Origin of the sequence: Vibrio sp. St2 (assembly GCF_947311885.1) — a bacterium.
GTDB classification, from domain to species: domain Bacteria; phylum Pseudomonadota; class Gammaproteobacteria; order Enterobacterales; family Vibrionaceae; genus Vibrio; species Vibrio coralliilyticus.
Genome location: NZ_CAMZNA010000003.1, coordinates 375,027 through 394,096, shown reverse-complemented (window position 1 = coordinate 394,096; position 19,070 = coordinate 375,027). Strand labels below are relative to the sequence as shown.

Here is a 19,070-nt window from a genome sequence, read left to right as displayed (position 1 = left end):
ATTCTCCTCTCGTGTCTTAGGAACCTATACGAGAGATACAGTAATTTTGATTACCACATTGTGAATTAGGCTCGTGAATACTCACAAGTGGCGAGTTAAACACCGTGAATCAATATTCACCTAAAGAATATAAATCATCACAAATCACTTCTTATGAGCCCTAACGCAAATTTGTCTGCTGTTCAAACTTTAATCACATAGTTTTATATTTCAGCTGCGAATACAGTATTAACAACTATATTAGAAACCGAATTATCATCAATAATTCCACCTTTAAGGCAAAAAGCAGTGAAGAAGTTCAATTTACCCGTCTCGAGTTAGCGAATATCAGAATTGTTTGCTGGATCAAGTTTTCCGCCAAAGATGTTGCGGACCTATTTATAAAATGAATAATACCAATTTGTTACACACATGTAACAAACACAACATCTATATAAATAATATTCATATAAACCATAATGCATAGGCAGGAAAAGCATGACAAAGCGTATATCGCTTGCCGTTTTGGCAAGTCTTTTTGCGGGTAGCGCTGCGGCATCCAACTTGGATGACAAAATCAACGAAGTCGTTGCACCTATCGTCAACCCATTTGTAGGTATGATCTTCTCGACCATTCCTTTCCCTTTTACAGACGTGCAGGTGCCTTGGATCGTTCTTTGGTTGGTTGTTGCAGCAAGCTTCTTTACCTTTTACCTTGGCTTTATCAACTTCCGTGGGTTCAAACACGCAGTTCAATTAGTCTCCGGTAAGTTCTCAGATCCAAAAGCCAAAGAAGATGGCGAGGTATCTCACTTCCAAGCACTGACTACGGCGCTATCTGGTACTGTTGGTCTTGGTAACATCGCTGGTGTGGCGGTCGCAGTTTCTATCGGTGGCGCAGGTGCAACATTCTGGATGATCCTTGCAGGCCTACTTGGTATGTCTAGTAAGTTTGTAGAATGTGCTCTTGGTGTGAAATATCGTAACACCAACCCAGACGGTTCTGTTTCTGGTGGTCCTATGTACTACCTAAGCAAAGGTCTAGCTAAACGCGGTAACGCTGCATTTGGCCGTACCCTAGCTGTTCTGTTCTCTGTGTTCGCGATCGGTGGTTCTCTTGGTGGCGGTAACATGTTCCAAGCTAACCAAGCGTTCAAGCAGGTAGTAGGTGTAACAGGTGGCGACGCTTCGTTCTTTGCTGATAAAGGCTGGTTGTTTGGTCTTATCCTAGCTGTCATCGTTGGTATTGTTATCATCGGTGGTATCAAGTCTATCGCTAAAGTGACAGAGAAAGTGGTTCCTTTCATGGCGACCATTTATGTCGGTGCGGCACTTATCATCATCCTAATGAACTTCGACCGCATTGATGACGCATTTGGCGCTATCTTTAACGGAGCATTCACTGGTGAAGGTATTGCTGGTGGTGTAATTGGCGTACTTATCCAAGGCTTCAAACGTGCTGCATTCTCGAACGAAGCGGGTGTGGGTTCTGCGGCTATTGCTCACTCAGCAGTTAAAACAAAAGAACCAATGTCAGAAGGTTTCGTGTCTCTGCTAGAACCGTTCATCGATACCGTTGTAATTTGTACCATGACAGCACTAGTTATCATCATCACAGGGCACCTAGATACAGACACAGGTCTAGCAGGTGTTGAACTGACTTCAGCGGCATTCGGTAGCGCGATCAGCTGGTTCCCATACATTCTTGCTATTGCCGTTGTTCTATTTGCTTTCTCTACAATGATCTCTTGGTCTTACTACGGTCTGAAAGCTTGGACTTACCTATTCGGTGAGAGCAAAACAGCGGAGCTTATCTTCAAAGTTAAATTCTGTATCTTTGTAGTGATTGGTGCAGCAATGAACCTTGGCCCTGTTATCGACTTCTCTGATGCTATGATCTTCGCGATGGCACTAGTCAACATTATTGGTCTGTACATTCTGGTTCCAGAAGTGAAGCGCGATCTAGCTGATTACCTAGAACGATTCAATGCAGGTAAAGTGTACAAAGTTCAGCAGAAGCAGTCTCAGACTGAAGCGGTTGAGCAGTAAGTAACCTCAGCCTCTAAGAAATTCAAGCCCGGCACTTTCGCCGGGCTTTTTATTTTCGTTTTATGTCCTCTTGCCAACATTCAACCAGATAGTCGATAAACTGTCGTACAAGGGGCTGCTGATAGCTTCGCGACAAATACACCGCCCATAGGGCATAACTTGGATAGTGATAGTCATTAAGAATGGAGATCAACTCCCCTTTCTCTATTAATGGGTTGGCTAAGTCGCACGGTAACCGAATCACTCCCTTTCCATTAACCGCGACCCTCACTAAAGTACTCAAATCATTCGCTCTAATATTGCCCGATACAGCAACATCCACCGTTTTATTGTCTTTAACGAACAACCAGTTTTTGGCATTTAAATGCGTTAAACAGTTGTGGTCTACTAACTCTTCGGCGTGTTTAGGTTCTCCAAATTCATTTAGATACTCCCGCGATGCGCATATGGCCGTATCAATTGCCATTAACCTTCGAGCAATTAGGTTGTCCGCTGGTTTATCAGTGAAGCGTAATGCAACGTCCACTCTCTCATCCACCAGCTCTGAGTTTTGATCCGAAGCCAATATATCGATAACAACTTGTGGGTGGAGTGACACAAAATTTTGGACTCTATCGATTAGCAGATTCTGTGCAAACCCAATCGGCGAAGCCACCCTAATTGTTCCCACTAAAGCTTCTTTGCCACACATTGAGTCTAATTCTAACGCAGCGGCTTCATCTAAAATGCGCTGACATCGAACAAACGCTTGTTCACCAGCGTGAGTTAAACTCACCTTTCTCGTCGTGCGATGCAATAAACGCTGTTGTAGCCAATTCTCGACCTCCTGTACATGTCGGGACACCTGCAGCCGGCTGATATCTAGTGATTCTGCTGCCTTGGTAAAGCTCTTAGCATTCGCGACTTCAACAAAACTTCTTATTGCGACTAAGCGATCCATAATACGCCACCATTAGTAACTTATATTGATACAATGTGTATCACATACGCTCATTTATCGCTAGATAGCCATCTATTAGACTGCATTTGTTGTTACGAAATACTAAATCACAGACAGGAGATATGAAGATGAAAATTGCAGTGTTAGGTGCATCAGGTTGGATTGGTAGCCACATCGTAAATGAAGCAAAAGCGCGCGGGCATGAGGTTATCGCTTTAGTAAGAAACCCAGATAGTTTCGAAACAGAGAATGTTGAAGCACGACAGTTTGATTTACTGGACCAAAATTCTGATATCACCGCCGCAGTTGATGGTGCAGAAGTAGTGATCTCAGCGATTGGCGGCCGCTCGGCAGGCAATCATGACATCGTCGCGAAAACCGCAGAAATGCTGTTGACTCAGTTGCCTCAATCTACTGCTTCTCGGCTACTTTGGGTAGGGGGCGCAGGCTCTTTGGAAGTTGCACCGGGTATTAAGCTTATCACTGTTCCCGAGTTCCCTGATGAGTATAAGCCTGAAGCTGTAGCTATGGGAGAAGCGTTACAGGTATTTCGCTCTCTAGAAAGTGACGTCAACTGGACCTTCGTTAGCCCCGCTGCAGATATCTTCCCTGGCGAGAAACAAGCACCTTACCGTGTAGGTGGTGACATGTTGTTGACCGATAGTGACGGTAACAGTCGTATCTCAGTCTCTGACTACGCCGTTGCCATGATTGATGAACTTGAGTCTGCTAAGCACACCAACCAACGTATTGGTGTCGCTTACTAAACACAAAGGAGCCTAAATGGCTCCTTTATGATTTCTACACGATGGTCATTAATCGACTGTCTACTGATCTAGGTCATATCTCACAAATAATGAAGATGTTAGCTTTCTGCGATCACACTACGGAAGCAACAAATCTATGAACCACATAGAAACAACAAATATAACAGAAGAATCGATCCTAAAAGCAGTCACTAAAATCGAGAACATCCATAAAGTACGACTGGACAGCTTTAAGCAATATCTTCACAACCACAGCTCAGAAGTTATCGACTCATTAAAAACGATTACAACCTTTTCTTCGCTCGATGAGAAATATCTGCGCATTGATAAGGATTTCACCCAATTTTCTGATAAATCAACACACATATTAGAAGTCTCGCTTTTGCTAAGTTGATCAAACTAGATTTAACAAGCTCCGTATTAAAAGGATATTTGGTAGCTGTTACTCGCCTGATCAAGTGATACAACCCAGCTCAGTTCGGTTTCGTTACTCACCATCGGAACCCAACGAGCATATATCTGCTGCCAGTTACTATTGACTTCCAATGTAACTGTTGAGGTTCTGTCTGGATAAATGGTTGTGATGCGGGATGTCGGATCTGCTATGACCTCTCCACTATCGCTGGTAAAGGCTGCTTCTGAATAGAGATGAACCGCCCCATCACTGGATCCGCTATAGTCCACGGTAAACGTGATGATCTGCCCCACATCGAATGAGAAATCTCTTGAGGCAACGATGTCGGCGGTGTTATCTATTTGGGTACTCGCTGCAGCTGGAGTCGTTGCAGATGCACCTCCTCCAGCAGAACCTGCGTCGCCACCTCCCCCACCACCACAGGCAACAAGGGAAAGCGAAACCAGTAAACTTAAAGTAATACGATTTGAATGCTTCATAATCCTCTCCTATTGCGCTGAAATGACACGATCAGTTTTCGGAGACTTGTACCATTCTCCATCTGTGTCTCCATTACTTTCTACCCAAGTCGGGAAGCTCGTATACGCTTTACTTATGTCCATGTATTCGACTGGGTGCTGCCAATCATCCCGAATGTTAATCACCCAAGGCATATTGTTTTCAGTTAAGAAGCATAGCCCTCCACCAGAATGGTCATCATGCTGGTTTAACAAGCTACTATCCATGTTACTGGTGCCTGGAAACTGTTTGAAATGGGTCTGCCACTGCATCCCTGGAAAAGAAGTAAAGAAGTCGCCGTGGTAGGTATTTTCTGCTGCAAATATGAACGAGTCATAAGGAGGGTAGCCAATAAGCTCCCGAGAGATTGGAGTCGTCAATTCAACGTTCAATTGGTATCCAAGCACACCAGCTGTTTGCTGTTCCAAACATGCACTTTCGGTCCTATAAAACTTACAGCCTCCTGAAAACACCCCTAAACCCTGCAGATCGTCTTTGACACTTTCCGCGACTATCAGCACCGTTTCGCCGTTGTCTGATTCAAGTACAGTATGCTCAACCTCTACACCGTTACGTGTCACGGTTGCAGAAGATACATTAGAGGGATCGACATTTGGCAATTGAACTGCAAATCCGTTCGAATAACCGGCTCCCATAGCCTGAAGGGTATAATCTATCGTGATACCCTTTAGCTCTCTGACCCCATTTAGGGTTTCTGTAACCCTATACTGCAAAACTACATCATTAAAATCGTAATCTCCCATCAATGGCCACCGATCTTCAAAAGCTATTGTCGCGAAGCTGTCTGAACTTGGGTAAACCGAAGTCACGGTAATGTCTGGGTCATTGTTTTGAGTCAATGTTTCATATTTTGAATCCGTTGAACCATCAGTATTCACTCCGTCCACAGCCGAAAATGGGGAGATACTTACAGTGAAAATCAGATCATTAAAATCGTTATCACCTTGAGGCCGGCGAATATCCTCAAAACCTAGCACTAGAAACTCGTTAGCGGTATCAATAAATGCCACGTTGTGCCTACGATATTCTGACGTGCTTTCTGGGTTCAACGACGGGTAGCTATAAAATGGTGTACCCCAGTTACCTAGGCTAGAAATATTATTGTAGGAACCGCTCCACCCCCAGCCATTGGGAATGATGAAAAAAGCCAAGGTTTGTCCTTCGGTCAGTTGAACGCTCAAATCAATCGAATCACCTTCCTGCATCTCACCTTCTCGTGGCTTTGAGGTATTTGGAAATATGATCACATGAGCGTCAATTTCATCTTTAGAAGTCGGAGGGTTATCAGTGTCGAAAACAAAATACCCTAGACTATTGCGATACCCAGCCCCTTCATTTAGAAAGGTAACGGTTGCTGTCGCATAAGCTGCACCATTCAACTGATCATCGATATCTATACTGGAATAACGCTCAGGCGCAATAAAATCACTGTTTACCACAGTGCCCTCAGGAAGCATTGAATAAACATTCTGAAGAACATCACTCGGGAGAGAATCAGCAACAGAATATGTGTTGTTTGGCTTTCCTTTCGTGGAATAATTGGAAGCATCTGATCCGGACTCAAATGTTAAGTCACTGGTTGTTAAAGCTCCCGAGAAAAATGGGATAGAGGTAGTAGCAAGGAAAATGATACTTTGGAGTTTCATAAAATCTGGCCCCTTATCTAGAACGAATCGCACTAGAAAGAGACGCAGCAAAAATAATACCTGATATTTTTTATCTTATTTACAACAACTTATAAAAGTTACCTAGCTTATTCTCATTTTGAGAATAAAGATGAATGTTAAAGTACCAAGTCACACTAGGCACTGCAGTTGCCCCCTATGGTTACCTGTTAACTCTCCAGAGCAGGTGTTTCTCTGCATTGTGTATTGATAGCATTTATCTTATTGATATGCTTAAGATATTCGATGACTTCTTCTTCTGGCATCGGGCGGGCAAATAGAAATCCCTGTATATAGACGAAGCCCATGTCTAAGAGAATCTGCAACTGAATGTCAGTCTCTACTCCCTCAACAATAACCGTCATATTACGGCTCCTTGCAAGATTGACCATCGATTCAAGAACAGGCTTCGTACTCAGCTGCTTATCAAGGTTCTTAACGAACACTCGATCTATCTTCATGATTTCAAAAGGAAGCTGACTAACAAAGTTTAAACCAGAGTAACCTGTTCCAAAGTCATCAACCGCTATTCTAATTCCCGTTCGACACAGCTCTTGAATATGTTTTTTTGCTATTTCCAATTCTTCATCGGTGTATTCACCATTCTCTGTGATCTCAAAGACAAGCTTTTTGAGGATATGGGGCTGAGCTTTTTGGAATTGCTTAACAATACGGAGTAACCTCGGCGCGATTAATGTTTTACGGCTTATGTTGATGCTAACGTATTGCCCTATCAAAATACTTTCATTTTTAGCAATAAAATCAACAACCTGATTAAACACATAATAGGTCAAGCGATTGATCAGATTTAACTTTTCAGCCAAAGGGATAAATATACCGGGAGATACAAATCCTCGCTTAGGGTCATTCCAACGCAGTAATGCTTCACATCCGATAGCCTTATGGCTACTCGCGTCAATGATAGGTTGATAATAACATTCGAAGTACCCTCGATTCAGTGCATCTACAAGCGAAAACTCCAAACTGTTTTTAGCAATGCGTCGTTTGCTAGAGAAGGAATAAGACACGATAACAACGCTAGAAACTAACAGAAACACCCAATATTTATCGAAGATGTAAGACAGGTAGTACACATGACCGGCTTGGGATTTTATAGCAAAAGGGAAACGCTCCCCCTGATACTCACTAAACCTGAAAACCTCTGAAATCGATGAGTTCATCGAAGACTTATTGTCTACAAGTTGACCACTTATCCAAAGGTCAAAATCGATCCCTTGAGGAGTAAACTTCTGCTCAATTAAGTCGAAAAGATAGCCAGGAGGAATCAAAATACTGACACCACGCTGCTGATCATCTAAGAACAATAGGCCGATTGAGTTAAGACGGTTTATCGCTGCTTTAAAATAGGCCACTGTTTGATGAAGCGGTAAGGATTTAAGCTCTTGATAGATATGAGGGTAAAGATTAAATGATACTTTTCCTTTATTAGTCGCACAGAAAAACTGCCCTCCTTTCCTAAAGACCGCGACCTCCTTCGCCATATGTGTTTCAAACACAGACTGTCGCATCTCAACTAACAGCACGTCACAGCTCTCAGCCAGCTTGTTGTCTTTCGCTAAGTAATTAAAGTCATCTTTAATTCTATCGAAGTGTGTTTCAATTTCTCTGGCTGCTTGTTTAGTAGAGGAATCTAAGTGAAGATTGGCGCAACCGATAAGAACCAAAATCAATATTACATTAAATAGGCAAAGCAATAACATTGAAAACAAATGCTTACGAGGTACATTAATACTATCCAACAATGCCATCGCACTCATTTTTCAAACACCCTATATTGCCCCAATTAATATTGATATCTTTATTAATATTATTCTTCGAGGCGCTGTCATGCGGCGCCACACAAAAACATTCAAGATGGCTATGTATCTTTTTTATGAATTAATATTAAGAATAATTTCGAAATGTAACAAAAGTAAGACGTCCAGACACTCTAACATCTTAGTTACGTGATAATAGTCTCATTATGGATTGCGACTTCGCTCGATTTGAAAACCAGAAAGATCGTTTTGTTCACGTTAGCTAGAGTGTTCCAACTCCTTGTTTAAACAGTGTATGTGACTCTTTTGGTTGAAGATTGTAGTTACTCATCAAGAGATCAGCGTAATCGTCTAATTGCTTGATTTAGGCGTTCCATAAATTCTGGGTGTTCTTCGAGAAAGCGTTTAGATATATACAGACCGAACTCTTTTTCCTCTTCAAGGATAACTCCATAACCGCTCAAATTACTGAAATTATGAAGGAACACGACTTCAGCCACCAAGATGGCATCTACCACTTTAATGTCCAACTTTTCAATCAAACCGTAGATATGGGTCGCTGGAGGGACCATTTGATAACCCTGGTTTTTTAACCAATAAGCAGTATTTGTATTCAGTAGACTGGTGACTTTCGCTTGGCTCCTAAAAGCAGAATCATGCGGGGCAAACTTTTCGACATCTTCACTACGAACAATCCAAACCCAACGATTGCTCATTACTGGCTCTGAAAACACCGCATACTTATCACGTTCTTCATTCTGTGATGCCATAAAGAAGCCATCTGAACGCTGTTTTCTCAGTTCAGACAGAGCTCTGCCATGGTTTGATGACACGGTCACGGTGTACTCAACACCGATTGACGATAAAATAGGTAGAACTTTATCTATCCCAATACCCGTTGGTTTACCCTGCTCGTCTATTGTCGTATAAGGTGGGAAATCTGGAAGGAAGAAGTGCATATTATATGCAGCATGGACCTTTGCACTTGCACAAATTAAAACCAAAACGGAAATAATTAACGGCTTTATCATCATTGAGTTTAAGCGTCTCTTTATAATTTTATCTAAGTATAGGTAGAGAATCTCTCTTTGTTATTTCGATAGATTATACAGTGATGAAGCTCAAACTGAAGTTTGCACTTCATCGCCAATTGTTAGGAGCAAATAGACAGATAACTTATGTAACTTGAGGCTATGGCAGCTTATATTCGTCACCTGTCATGCATACAATCCAAACCAGACTCCCGCCGTTGTATCTGATAACACCCGTCGAGTCGACGTCTTTTACACTCTGAATACCGTCAATCTCTTCGTTGATCCCTTTCGCCACTTCCTCAGGCACACTCCAGATACACGCAGCGATTTTGCATGATGTCGAGTTTTCATTACAGCCTTCAGGCGTACTCCCTTTGTTCCATTCAGTATCTTCTTTAGCCAGTAATTGAGCAGCAATGTATTCAGGGTGGCTGACGTACTGCTCAAACCCAAACCAATCATTGCTGTATGGTAAGTACGGCCCATTCCAACCTTCTATACCGGGGTCTTCAATTAAATTGTCAATCGCCAAATAACCGTATTCGACATTCGTATCTGGCGTGATTTCAAGCGCTCTCCCGGTATCTAACTGATACTGTTTAGCAGCGTTGAGCATTGCTTCCAGCTCACGAGTAACCTGCTCCTGCTCAGTGCTATCGTCGTTGGTGGCTCCAGCTGGTATGAAAACAGAACCAAGTAGCAATGCAATAACAAGGTAGATAGTTTTAACGTTCATAATCTTTTCTTTATGCGAATCAATAGACGGGATGATACAGCCTCTGTGGAATATTCCACCACAGAGGCTGTTACTTAGTTAAAGTACACGTTTCATCTGCCCATAATCACCACTGGTTCGTAAAATCACCATTACAGTACTGTCATTACGATTACGGAAAAACCAGCCGTGATTACCGGTAAAAGCAGCCACCAGCTCTCCTTCATCTTCTGGAACGCCTCGGCCTTTCTCATAGCTGATGGAGTTTCCGTTACCATCTCCATGAGTATCAAAGTTCACTGGCCCACCTTTCGACGTCCAGGCGAACGTCGCTGTTGTCCCTTCTTCCATGGTGAGTTTTACTTCGGCTCCTTGGCCTGGTTTTAATGATATGATGATTTTATCCTTCCATTCTGGTGCTGAAGGTGTCTCTTCCACGACTTCTGGTTGTGATTGAGCAATGGGCTTGGCCACTTCGAGTGTTGAGGCGACTTCACTTCTGGCTTGATCTTCAGCGGCCTCCTTAGCAAGCTGCTCTTTGATCTCTCCCATTTCCGTTAACCCAAGTAAACGGCCCGCACCTGTTGGGTCGATGGCATACTCTGCTGGTAGCACCACCGTAATGAGTACAGCAACAGCAGCCACAAGGGCGATAAGTGTTGAGCGAACGAGCTGTTTATTCGATGGCAAATCAGCGCGCGATGGTATTTCTGAGTTATACATGAATCTTTCCTTTTCTTGTTACTGAGCGACAACATAGCCCGTGAGCTGATAGCCGATGAGCATAAAACCCAAGCTCATCATGATGACGTTGGCTGAATAAGCCTGACGATAAAAGAACGACTGTCGACGCCAAAAGCCCATAGCAATTAAAATGATGCCAAGCGCGATGAGTTGCCCGATTTCAACACCAATATTGAAAGCCAAAAGGTTGGGCAACAGCCCATCTGGTGAGATGTCATAGTCGATAATTTTTGAAGACAACCCAAACCCGTGGCAAAAGCCAAACAATAGTGTCGCTAGTTTTGTGTTTGGCTGAACACCAAACCAACGCTGGAAAGCCCCTAAATTATCCATCGCTTTATAGACAACAGACAGACCGATGATGGCGTCAATGATGTAGCTATTGATGCCGATATTAAAGTACACCCCAAGCAGCATTGTTGACGAATGCCCAAAGGCAAACAAACTGACGTAAAGGGCGATGTCTTTCATTTTGTATAGAAAGAAAATCACACCAAATAGAAACAAAACATGGTCGTAGCCTGTCACCATGTGTTTTGCTCCTAGGTAGATAAAGGCAATAATATTAGTGCCTGTAATTTCCTGAATGTAGCCTTTGTCTCCTTGCGCTACGGCATGAGCCAACGCTTCGCTGCTCATAAGCATCAAAAAAGTAAGGATGACAACGGCGATTCCACGACGAAGGTGTTTTCCTGATGGTGCAAGGAAAACACTTTCTTCGCGTGAAGAAAGTAAGTTCATAAATAACTCCATTGTTTAAATCTGTAATAAGCCGCGAGCACTGCGGCTCCTATCAAACAAACAATTGAGTTCTTGGGGGGCGTTCTATCTTAAAAGGACTTCGGATAGGTAAGCCATGAGCTTGCCTATTAATATCGGCTTCTCTCAGATGCGAAAAAACAATCAAGTTCGCCTCTTTGATGTCAGCTTTATCATGGGAATGGCTGCTTGCATCGTGCTGGGAAGCAAGCTCGGTTTCTGTAGCACTTACAGGGTGGTGGACAGAGTGCGTGTGATGATGTTTCGTTACAACGACTGAAGCAAGCCCGTGAGAGCGAAACTCACCAATCGTAGAGGCCGTCATACCTATAGCAACAACGAGTAGCATTAGCAGGCTAATAAATTGTGTTAACGCTTTTGAGTGCATAGGCCGTCATTAATTGTTTGGATAAGCTTGAGTATGATGAAGTAGAAAAGTTCGAAAATGTCTCGTTGTTATAATATAACAAGTTTGAAATATCAACTGTTGTTCAAGGACTGTGTCTGTAAATTGTGTTTAGTAGAAGCATTCATATGCATACTCTATGCGACTCATAAAATCAACTTGAAGACATCCACTTAGTATTAACGGAATAAAATTAGATCTTTATTCAAAGTTTATTGTTTGGACTACAAATTAAATACAAGAAGAAATATAAAATTTTTATAGCAACACTCCCCCATGTGGGTATTAAAATCTAAAAAAAATAAATTTTCTCTAGCGACATTTTTTCCATAATTGCTCTTTTAAGTAGCACAATTTCATTTTCCACAAGACCCAAATTAAAACCAAAAAAATTGAAAATCATTCACCTTTAACATAACTAATCGCAATCTATAAAATAGCCACTCTTGCAATTATTAAGTTACTTACGTCAATAACGTCAAAATAATAATATAACGTTCCGTAATTAAACTATCAGCCCACCTTTGCAGATAATCGAAAACCTCTGTCAATAACGTCATCATTGACCTTAAGGGAGTCACAAAAGAGTTGAAGTTTTACCCTCACCTTCACTAAGCAAAATCAATCTTCAAATCAATCTTCAAATCAATTTTCAAAACCATCCCGATTTACATAACCAGTAGAATAAAAAATAGGATAACAACCAAAAATAGATTTATCATATATCTCAATCATGTATAAATTAAAACCAGCCCATAAATCATTACAAAAACATATAATTAGCCAACACATTAATTTAAATGAGGTGTACATTTAAATTTCGTTAATTACCAATCTAAGGTTTAATTACTTTAAATAAACATTTAAATTTTTTAAGTTAAAATGGATAAACATCTAAAAATCAGTCTATTAGCTCAGTTCTAGTTTATTAAGAATAATGAGGATGCATCTAATGCAATTAAATAAGAAAAAGGCAGTATTGCAGCTGAGTTTACTCACTGCAGCACTGAGCAGTGTTTATGTTACCCCAGTTGCAGCACACGGATATATGGTCTCCCCCCAAGACTATGCCTATAGCTGTTATGAAGGGACAACGAGTGACCCCACGCTATGTAGTGACACGGTTAAGAATCAAAAGAACGAGATTAACCAAGGCAACGCAGCTGGCGATCATCAAGCCGTCATTAACAATGAAGAACTTTGTTCAGCTTCTAAAGGCGGTGAATATGCAGTACTTGATATTCCAAGTGCTAATCGCTACTCCACAACAATTGAGTTGGATACTAACGGCGAATTTGAAGTCACCTATAAGCATACAGCCAAGCACAAAACTTGGTATTGGGACCTGTTTGTTACTCGCAACGGCTTTAACCCAGACACAGACAAACTAACCTGGGGAGATTTAGAGCGTCTTACTGTCATAGATGGTGAAGGTAAAGAAGCGGATGACTACATAACTTATAAAGTGAAGTGGCCAGAAGGGAAGTCGGGCAAACACATTATCTATCAAGTTTGGCAGCGCCCCCATCCTACCCACAAACCGCATGATGAATTAGGCCCGCCGCCACAAGATGTTTGGGATAGCGCAGAAGCGTTTTATAGCTGTGCCAACGTTATCGTCGGTGATCACGAACCAGGCCCAGATGAATCACCGTGGGTGAAAAATGAAGACTTTGCGACTGAAACTATCGAAGTCTCTCCCGGCGATCAAGTCAAAGCTCGCTTGATGTATAAGGGCTATGAGGACTTCGAAGTCCTGCAAGATATCACTGCGGAGAACGAGAATAACGAACATTGGAAGATTGACTTAGCTGAGTCTATCAACAACAACGCTACAATCTCACAATACGTTCAAGTCGGTGTATTAAACGACGATGATGAAATCATCCTTAGTGATGATCCATCAGAGAATAACATCTACTATACCAGTGAAAATTGGTCGCACTTGATTGAAAAAGTCGATCAAGATACGTCCATCGAATGGTCGAACAAAGAAGCTGAATATGAGCTGACACCTGGAGAAACACTGTCTATTCCCGTTGAAATAGAAGTAATTAATGGTAAACAGGACGTTTACTCCTACACTGCGATACTAAGAACTGTAGGCGGTGAAAAACCTGAGCAAATCATTGAGGGCACAACTGAAAACCCAGCCTCTTTCGAAATCAGTGTGTTAGGAGACTACAGCGTTCGTATCCACAGCCAAGTTGATGGCTCGCATGAGCAAGCCACCTACGAGTTCTCTGTAGTTGAAGAACAAGGCGAGATCGAATATGACTACCATTACCCTGAAGGCTTCGGCAGCTACGTGGCAGGTGATGTCGTCAAGTTTGATGGAGAAGGCATCTACGAATGTTACGGAGACTGGGCAGCAAACTGTAATGACGAACAGTTCTTACCTGGTGTTGCGATTGACCCAGGCTGGGTTGATCAACAGTGGAGAAAGTTAGACTAAGCGATGAAAGCCACCTGCTTGCAGGTGGCTTACTCCTTCTAAGCCCTCTTCCATGAACTTATTTATCAAGGCTTTATTGCCATTATTGCTGGGGCTGCTGACAACATCAGCCCTTGCGGAGAGCATTAGTGCTATTCAAGAGCTTGGCCGTCACCTGTTCTTCGATACCCAGTTATCACTTAAGGGCAATCGAAGTTGTGCGCTTTGCCATTCCCCAACTCATGGCTGGAGCAACACGTTTACACAAACGATAAATATTCATGGCGAACCCGACACGTTAAACACTCCCTCTTTGTTGAACATTTCTCAGCAAACCGTGTTTTCCCTTACCAATCCTAGCCGGACCAAAGTTGAAATGGCCATCACAACCCCTATGTTTTCAATTGATCCATTGGAAATGGGGCTGACGCCTGACTTGCTTCTTTCTCGATTAAAGAAAAGCGCTTCCTACTCTGAATTGTTTGAACAAGCCTATGAAGACAATGACATTACCTTAGAGCGTGTCGTTCATGCGCTTAAACATTACCTCACACTGATTGAAAGTCGGAATACGAGATTTCATCGGTATCTTGGCGGAGAAGAACAAGCTCTGACAAGCGAGGAACAGGCAGGCTTTCGATTGTTTAATAGCGTACGATTACAGTGTTCACGCTGTCATGGCGGAGCTTTACTCAATCAACCTGAGGCCACAATTAGCCAATACCAGAATACTGGCCTTTACGGAATCAGCCGACAAGGAGAACCCCCACATTACCCTGCTACAGAGCCGGGGTTGCGCCGTCACACCAACGATCATCAAGATGACGGCAAGTTTCGGGTTCCCTCGTTAATTAATGTCGCGAATACAAGCCCTTGGGCGCATGATGGTAGCGTGCAATCTTTAGCGTCTGTGATTGATAACTATGCAAGAGGCGGCAGAGAAACAACCTATGGACCCAATCAGGGAGATGGCTTCCACCATCCCAATAAAAGCTTCTTAATCAACGGATTTAGCCTAACTCGCAGCGAGAAGGCTGCGCTCATTGCATTTCTGCATTCTCTATCCGTAGAAGATGATTGGACACGCTACCCATTCAATTCTCCATTTTGCATCTCGAATGATAAGCAAACTAATACCAGTCCTGACGGCGCTTGTTCACCCACTCAACATACCCAAGAGCACCCAAAATGAACCTGAAAATAATTACCAAGATTGGCTTGTTGGCCACAGTAATACTGCCCATCGCACAATCCTATGCGGATATGAGTTCTGCTCGAAACAAACATTTTGCGAGTGAATATCTCACTCTATGTGAAACCTCAGCAGAACCTGTAGAAACGGCCAACACCCCCGATGAGGCAGCTCAGCAAAGCCTCCGAGTTTCCAAACCGTTTGCAAAAACACTGACGCTAAATGAACAAGGACTTGCCTACCTGAATTTGTCGATAGAAAACTGGGACGAAAAGTTAGTGTTATTCCATAGCAAACAAGCCAGCATTGAAATAAAAGACACCGACGTTACGGGCGAAAACATTACTAACCAGCATTGTGACAAACCGGATATGACCATCAGTCATATCAATACCCATGAATGGGGTAGCTACCCGGTTAAGGTTTCTGGCAAGCCTAATCAACGTATTACGATTAAGTTTTACCGTGAACAAAGTCGTTAAGCTTAATAGCGAGCCATCAGGCTCGCTATTAACTCGTAAATTGCCGGTAATTGTGAGTCGTTAAGTTGACGACAAAGCAATTAAAGACACTTCAGAAAATATTTAGCCCAAAGACACCTTTAATATCAAAGAGTACTTTTTCCGTTTTGCTTCTAGAGATTTGACTTCCTTTCTTTAATATATCAATTAGTTGCGCCTTGTCGTTTAAATAATCGGCTCTCCTCTCTCTTATCGGTCGTAGTAAATCTTGTAAGCATTCCTCTAGTACTTTTTTTGTTTGGCCGTCACCAAGGCCACCACGTCTATAATGCTCTTTTAATTGGTTGATATAATTCTCATCTGGATGAAAAGCATCAAGATAGGTAAATACAACATTACCTTCAATTTTGCCTGGGTCTTCAACTCTTAAATGGTTAGGATCCGTGTACATTGAATTTACTGCGGTTTTGATTTCTTTTTCAGTAGAACCAAGATTAATGGTATTCCCCATCGTCTTAGACATCTTATTTTTGCCATCTGTACTCGGTAAACGTGGTGCGTTGCTTAACAAAGGCTGACACTCATTCAAAACAGTTAGCCCTGCCAGAGAGTTAATCTTTCTCACTATTTCGTTAGTTTGTTCAAGCATTGGCAACTGGTCATCACCAACAGGGACTAAAGATGCATTAAATCCCGTTATATCAGCAGCTTGTGAGATTGGATAGGTTAGAAATCCAGCTGGAATTGATCGTTCGAACCCTTTGTTTTGGATTTCATTTTTCACTGTCGGATTACGTTCTAAGCGACTGATAGAGACAAGATTACTGTAATACATAGTCAGCTCAGCAAGAGCGGGCAACTGAGATTGAAGACAGATAGTTGTTTTAGAAGGATCAATACCAACAGCCAGATAATCTGCAACGACATTTAGAATGTTGGACGAAACTTTTTTGGGGTTATGAGCGTTATCGGTAAGCCCTTGCATATCAGCAACAAGGATCGTTTGGTCATGAGTTTCCTGTAAAGCTACGCGCTGCTTTAAAGAGCCAACATAATGACCCAGATGCAAAGGGCCTGTCGCTCTATCGCCAGTTAAAATGACTTCGCGTTTATCAGTACAGTGATTTTTTGTGTTCATGAGAATATCCCCTTAGTTAAAACAGATCGCTACTGGAGATATAAAAGAGATTACAGTCTTAGCTACCTACCAGCAGCTTAAGAATGTAAGAATCCTGAGCCGCTCTAATTAGAGCGCCACCAGAAGAAGAATAATGTAGACGTTGAATTAATTTTCATTGAGACAATCTAACAATAATCCGATTCGGACTCAACTCTCTCTCAAGAGCAATTTAAGGTTTAATTCTCTTGTGATTAAATCCGGACTTTTAACCATCGGTTGTCTTATTTTTGTTAGTGTGAGAAAGAATGTGCGATTTAAATAAGGCGCGCTATGACCAAAGTAAGCTCAAAAGTACCCGATTAACAGCATGCGCCCTTCTGATGTATTCATCAGAAAGGCTACGATTATAAATATGCACTACGAACGCTCAAATACAATCGTTTTGTCGTTATACATGAACACGCGTTTCTCAACGTGATATTGGATAGCTCGGCCTAGTGTGAGTGATTCAACATCCAGCCCTTTTCGTGCCAAATCTTCTGGGTAATAAGTATGATCAACCGTCTCTAACCCTTGAGTGATAATTGGCCCTTCATCAAGATCATCACTTACATAGTGCGCAGTTGCACCAACCAGTTTAACGCCCTTGTTGTATGCCTGATGATAAGGTTTAGCCCCTTTGAAGCCAGGCAATAGCGAGTGATGAATATTTATCGCTCTGCCAGACCAGCGGCTGCACATGTCGTGCGAAAGAACCTGCATGTAGCGTGCAAGTACCAGCAGTTCACAGTCTGTTTCGTCCAACACTGATTGTACTAATGCTTCCTGTTGAGGCTTGGTCTCCGCCGAAATAGGAAAATGGTGGTATGGAATATCATGCCACTCAACCAGAGATTGTAGGTCCGGGTGATTGGAAATCACCGCCTTGATGTCGACTTTAAGATTACCCGTGCGGTAGCGGTAAAGCAGATCATTTAGGCAGTGATCATACTTAGAAACCATAATCACGACTTTTGGTCGATAATCGGAAGGTGTTAATTCCCAGTCCATATCAAACTCTGAAGCGCGCGCTGAAAATGCCGCCTCAAAGGATGCTCGGTTTAGCTCTTGGCCGTTTTGTACACTGAACACTGCGCGAATGAAGAAACGTTCGTTTAGAGTGTCGTCAAATGAGTTTAACTCTTTGATGTAACATTCAAATTCTAGTAAAAATCGTGTAACTACATCGACTGTCCCTGCTCTACTCGGGCAGCTAGCGGTTAAAATATAAGTTTTCATCTCTTTTCCTAACGCCGTATTAACCAGCTTTTGTTTCTCATTTTTCATGCAACGGCATAGATTACGCAACATGAGTATCACCTTATTTTAAAGTGATTTGGCGCTAAAGCTTGAATACGACTCCATATTCTTGACCGGCATCCACTAACTAGGCAAATAGCTGTACGGCGCAGTAGAGCAATGTTATCGCTAAGACCATATTGATAGCCTTACCATATTTCTGAAATTGCGATTGAAGCAGCTTACCTGCGACAGCCCAGACCAAGTTACTGACAAGCGCGATAAGTGCAAGTAACAAACTCGTCGCTAAGATCCAGTAGATGTTTTGTGTGTAAGGCAGCACGAATGTTGATATTGATGTTACTCCATACAGAATAATTTTTACGTTCACGAACTGTAAACCAAAGCCAGTAAGGAAAGTGATACCTTGTGAGTTTTTTGACTCAGTGTCGATGTCACTCATCGCAATTCCCCAAGCTAGCCACACGATGTAAACCGCACCCAACCATGTCAGCCAAGGTGTAATTACGGGCAAAACGTTAACCATGTGGTAAGTAAACAAGCCACACAGAAGCATTAGCACAATGTAACCACAGAACATTCCACAAATGACTTTTGTTGAACGCTTTAGTCCGTATTGTGTCGCAACACTGAGCGACAAGATATTGTTTGGCCCCGGCGTGATGGAAGTAATGATAACGTAGGTGAAAAATGCAGTGTAGATGGCACTCATCTCTATCTCTCCTGTTTTTTGTGCACTATACTCCGCCACAATTAATTAAAAAATTGAATGTATTTGAACCTTGAGTTTGAATT

General features: G+C 42.3%; 17 protein-coding genes. 5 read left to right on the top strand and 12 right to left on the bottom strand.

The window, feature by feature from the left end; translation table 11 throughout:
- Positions 1 to 477: 477 nt before the first annotated feature.
- Complete coding sequence (locus QMA41_RS13560; RefSeq protein ID WP_281629935.1) at positions 478 to 2,028, top strand: alanine/glycine:cation symporter family protein; 1,551 nt, start codon at positions 478 to 480, stop codon at positions 2,026 to 2,028.
- 49 nt (positions 2,029 to 2,077) lie between these two features.
- On the opposite strand, the gene QMA41_RS13555 is transcribed toward QMA41_RS13560, so the two are convergent.
- Positions 2,078 to 2,968: a LysR family transcriptional regulator gene (locus QMA41_RS13555; protein ID WP_281629934.1), complete on the bottom strand. Its 891-nt coding sequence runs from the start codon at positions 2,966 to 2,968 to the stop codon at positions 2,078 to 2,080.
- 128 nt (positions 2,969 to 3,096) lie between these two features.
- Between QMA41_RS13555 and QMA41_RS13550 the strand changes: the two genes are divergently transcribed.
- Positions 3,097 to 3,735 carry an NAD(P)-dependent oxidoreductase gene (locus tag QMA41_RS13550; protein WP_281629933.1) on the top strand — a complete coding sequence of 213 codons (639 nt, stop codon included), beginning with the start codon at positions 3,097 to 3,099 and terminating at the stop codon, positions 3,733 to 3,735.
- A 420-nt stretch (positions 3,736 to 4,155) separates the two neighbouring features.
- On the opposite strand, the gene QMA41_RS13545 is transcribed toward QMA41_RS13550, so the two are convergent.
- From QMA41_RS13545 to QMA41_RS13510, 8 genes are all read right to left on the bottom strand, one after another.
- On the bottom strand, positions 4,156 to 4,629 hold the full coding sequence (locus QMA41_RS13545; RefSeq protein WP_038157863.1) for a hypothetical protein: 474 nt from the start codon (positions 4,627 to 4,629) through the stop codon (positions 4,156 to 4,158).
- A 9-nt stretch (positions 4,630 to 4,638) separates the two neighbouring features.
- Positions 4,639 to 6,315, bottom strand: a complete 1,677-nt coding sequence (locus tag QMA41_RS13540) for an LruC domain-containing protein (protein WP_281629932.1) — start codon at positions 6,313 to 6,315, stop codon at positions 4,639 to 4,641.
- 188 nt (positions 6,316 to 6,503) lie between these two features.
- The gene (locus QMA41_RS13535; RefSeq protein ID WP_281629931.1) at positions 6,504 to 8,111 is read right to left on the bottom strand and encodes an EAL domain-containing protein; all 1,608 of its coding nucleotides are present in this window, start codon (positions 8,109 to 8,111) and stop codon (positions 6,504 to 6,506) included.
- Between the two features lie 338 nt (positions 8,112 to 8,449).
- Positions 8,450 to 9,070: a transporter substrate-binding domain-containing protein gene (locus QMA41_RS13530; RefSeq protein ID WP_231115555.1), complete on the bottom strand. Its 621-nt coding sequence runs from the start codon at positions 9,068 to 9,070 to the stop codon at positions 8,450 to 8,452.
- A 232-nt stretch (positions 9,071 to 9,302) separates the two neighbouring features.
- Positions 9,303 to 9,881: a type II secretion system protein gene (locus QMA41_RS13525; protein ID WP_281629930.1), complete on the bottom strand. Its 579-nt coding sequence runs from the start codon at positions 9,879 to 9,881 to the stop codon at positions 9,303 to 9,305.
- A 78-nt stretch (positions 9,882 to 9,959) separates the two neighbouring features.
- Positions 9,960 to 10,583: a transmembrane anchor protein gene (locus QMA41_RS13520; RefSeq protein WP_281629929.1), complete on the bottom strand. Its 624-nt coding sequence runs from the start codon at positions 10,581 to 10,583 to the stop codon at positions 9,960 to 9,962.
- A gap of 18 nt (positions 10,584 to 10,601) precedes the next feature.
- Positions 10,602 to 11,345: a HupE/UreJ family protein gene (locus QMA41_RS13515; RefSeq protein ID WP_281629928.1), complete on the bottom strand. Its 744-nt coding sequence runs from the start codon at positions 11,343 to 11,345 to the stop codon at positions 10,602 to 10,604.
- A 52-nt stretch (positions 11,346 to 11,397) separates the two neighbouring features.
- Complete coding sequence (locus QMA41_RS13510) at positions 11,398 to 11,751, bottom strand: hypothetical protein (protein ID WP_281629927.1); 354 nt, start codon at positions 11,749 to 11,751, stop codon at positions 11,398 to 11,400.
- 970 nt (positions 11,752 to 12,721) lie between these two features.
- On the opposite strand from QMA41_RS13510, the gene QMA41_RS13505 reads away from it, so the two are divergent.
- The 3 genes from QMA41_RS13505 to QMA41_RS13495 are packed head-to-tail and all read left to right on the top strand — an operon-like array spanning position 12,722 to position 15,877.
- The gene (locus tag QMA41_RS13505; protein WP_281629926.1) at positions 12,722 to 14,224 is read left to right on the top strand and encodes a lytic polysaccharide monooxygenase; all 1,503 of its coding nucleotides are present in this window, start codon (positions 12,722 to 12,724) and stop codon (positions 14,222 to 14,224) included.
- Between the two features lie 52 nt (positions 14,225 to 14,276).
- Positions 14,277 to 15,395: a cytochrome c peroxidase gene (locus QMA41_RS13500; RefSeq protein ID WP_281629925.1), complete on the top strand. Its 1,119-nt coding sequence runs from the start codon at positions 14,277 to 14,279 to the stop codon at positions 15,393 to 15,395.
- A complete protein-coding gene (locus QMA41_RS13495) occupies positions 15,392 to 15,877 on the top strand; it encodes a hypothetical protein (protein WP_281629924.1) in 486 nt (161 codons plus the stop codon). Before QMA41_RS13500 ends, QMA41_RS13495 begins: the two co-directional genes overlap by 4 nt.
- Positions 15,878 to 15,968: 91 nt before the next feature.
- On the opposite strand, the gene trpS is transcribed toward QMA41_RS13495, so the two are convergent.
- From trpS to eamB, 3 genes are all read right to left on the bottom strand, one after another.
- The gene (trpS, locus tag QMA41_RS13490; RefSeq protein ID WP_281629923.1) at positions 15,969 to 16,994 is read right to left on the bottom strand and encodes a tryptophan--tRNA ligase; all 1,026 of its coding nucleotides are present in this window, start codon (positions 16,992 to 16,994) and stop codon (positions 15,969 to 15,971) included.
- Between the two features lie 399 nt (positions 16,995 to 17,393).
- Positions 17,394 to 18,254, bottom strand: a complete 861-nt coding sequence (purU, locus tag QMA41_RS13485; protein ID WP_029236238.1) for a formyltetrahydrofolate deformylase — start codon at positions 18,252 to 18,254, stop codon at positions 17,394 to 17,396.
- 148 nt (positions 18,255 to 18,402) lie between these two features.
- Positions 18,403 to 18,987 (bottom strand): cysteine/O-acetylserine transporter, encoded by a 585-nt coding sequence (eamB, locus tag QMA41_RS13480; RefSeq protein WP_281629921.1) that lies wholly within the window; start codon positions 18,985 to 18,987, stop codon positions 18,403 to 18,405.
- Between the last annotated feature and the right edge of the window lie 83 nt (positions 18,988 to 19,070).

Coding starts and splice junctions, on each gene's coding strand:
- QMA41_RS13560 (WP_281629935.1), top strand. CDS start 478: ATGACAAAGCGTATATCGCTTGCCGTTTTGGCAAGTCTTTTTGCGGGT.
- QMA41_RS13555 (WP_281629934.1), bottom strand. CDS start 2,968: ATGGATCGCTTAGTCGCAATAAGAAGTTTTGTTGAAGTCGCGAATGCT.
- QMA41_RS13550 (WP_281629933.1), top strand. CDS start 3,097: ATGAAAATTGCAGTGTTAGGTGCATCAGGTTGGATTGGTAGCCACATC.
- QMA41_RS13545 (WP_038157863.1), bottom strand. CDS start 4,629: ATGAAGCATTCAAATCGTATTACTTTAAGTTTACTGGTTTCGCTTTCC.
- QMA41_RS13540 (WP_281629932.1), bottom strand. CDS start 6,315: ATGAAACTCCAAAGTATCATTTTCCTTGCTACTACCTCTATCCCATTT.
- QMA41_RS13535 (WP_281629931.1), bottom strand. CDS start 8,111: ATGAGTGCGATGGCATTGTTGGATAGTATTAATGTACCTCGTAAGCAT.
- QMA41_RS13530 (WP_231115555.1), bottom strand. CDS start 9,070: ATGCACTTCTTCCTTCCAGATTTCCCACCTTATACGACAATAGACGAG.
- QMA41_RS13525 (WP_281629930.1), bottom strand. CDS start 9,881: ATGAACGTTAAAACTATCTACCTTGTTATTGCATTGCTACTTGGTTCT.
- QMA41_RS13520 (WP_281629929.1), bottom strand. CDS start 10,583: ATGTATAACTCAGAAATACCATCGCGCGCTGATTTGCCATCGAATAAA.
- QMA41_RS13515 (WP_281629928.1), bottom strand. CDS start 11,345: ATGAACTTACTTTCTTCACGCGAAGAAAGTGTTTTCCTTGCACCATCA.
- QMA41_RS13510 (WP_281629927.1), bottom strand. CDS start 11,751: ATGCACTCAAAAGCGTTAACACAATTTATTAGCCTGCTAATGCTACTC.
- QMA41_RS13505 (WP_281629926.1), top strand. CDS start 12,722: ATGCAATTAAATAAGAAAAAGGCAGTATTGCAGCTGAGTTTACTCACT.
- QMA41_RS13500 (WP_281629925.1), top strand. CDS start 14,277: ATGAACTTATTTATCAAGGCTTTATTGCCATTATTGCTGGGGCTGCTG.
- QMA41_RS13495 (WP_281629924.1), top strand. CDS start 15,392: ATGAACCTGAAAATAATTACCAAGATTGGCTTGTTGGCCACAGTAATA.
- trpS (WP_281629923.1), bottom strand. CDS start 16,994: ATGAACACAAAAAATCACTGTACTGATAAACGCGAAGTCATTTTAACT.
- purU (WP_029236238.1), bottom strand. CDS start 18,254: ATGAAAACTTATATTTTAACCGCTAGCTGCCCGAGTAGAGCAGGGACA.
- eamB (WP_281629921.1), bottom strand. CDS start 18,987: ATGAGTGCCATCTACACTGCATTTTTCACCTACGTTATCATTACTTCC.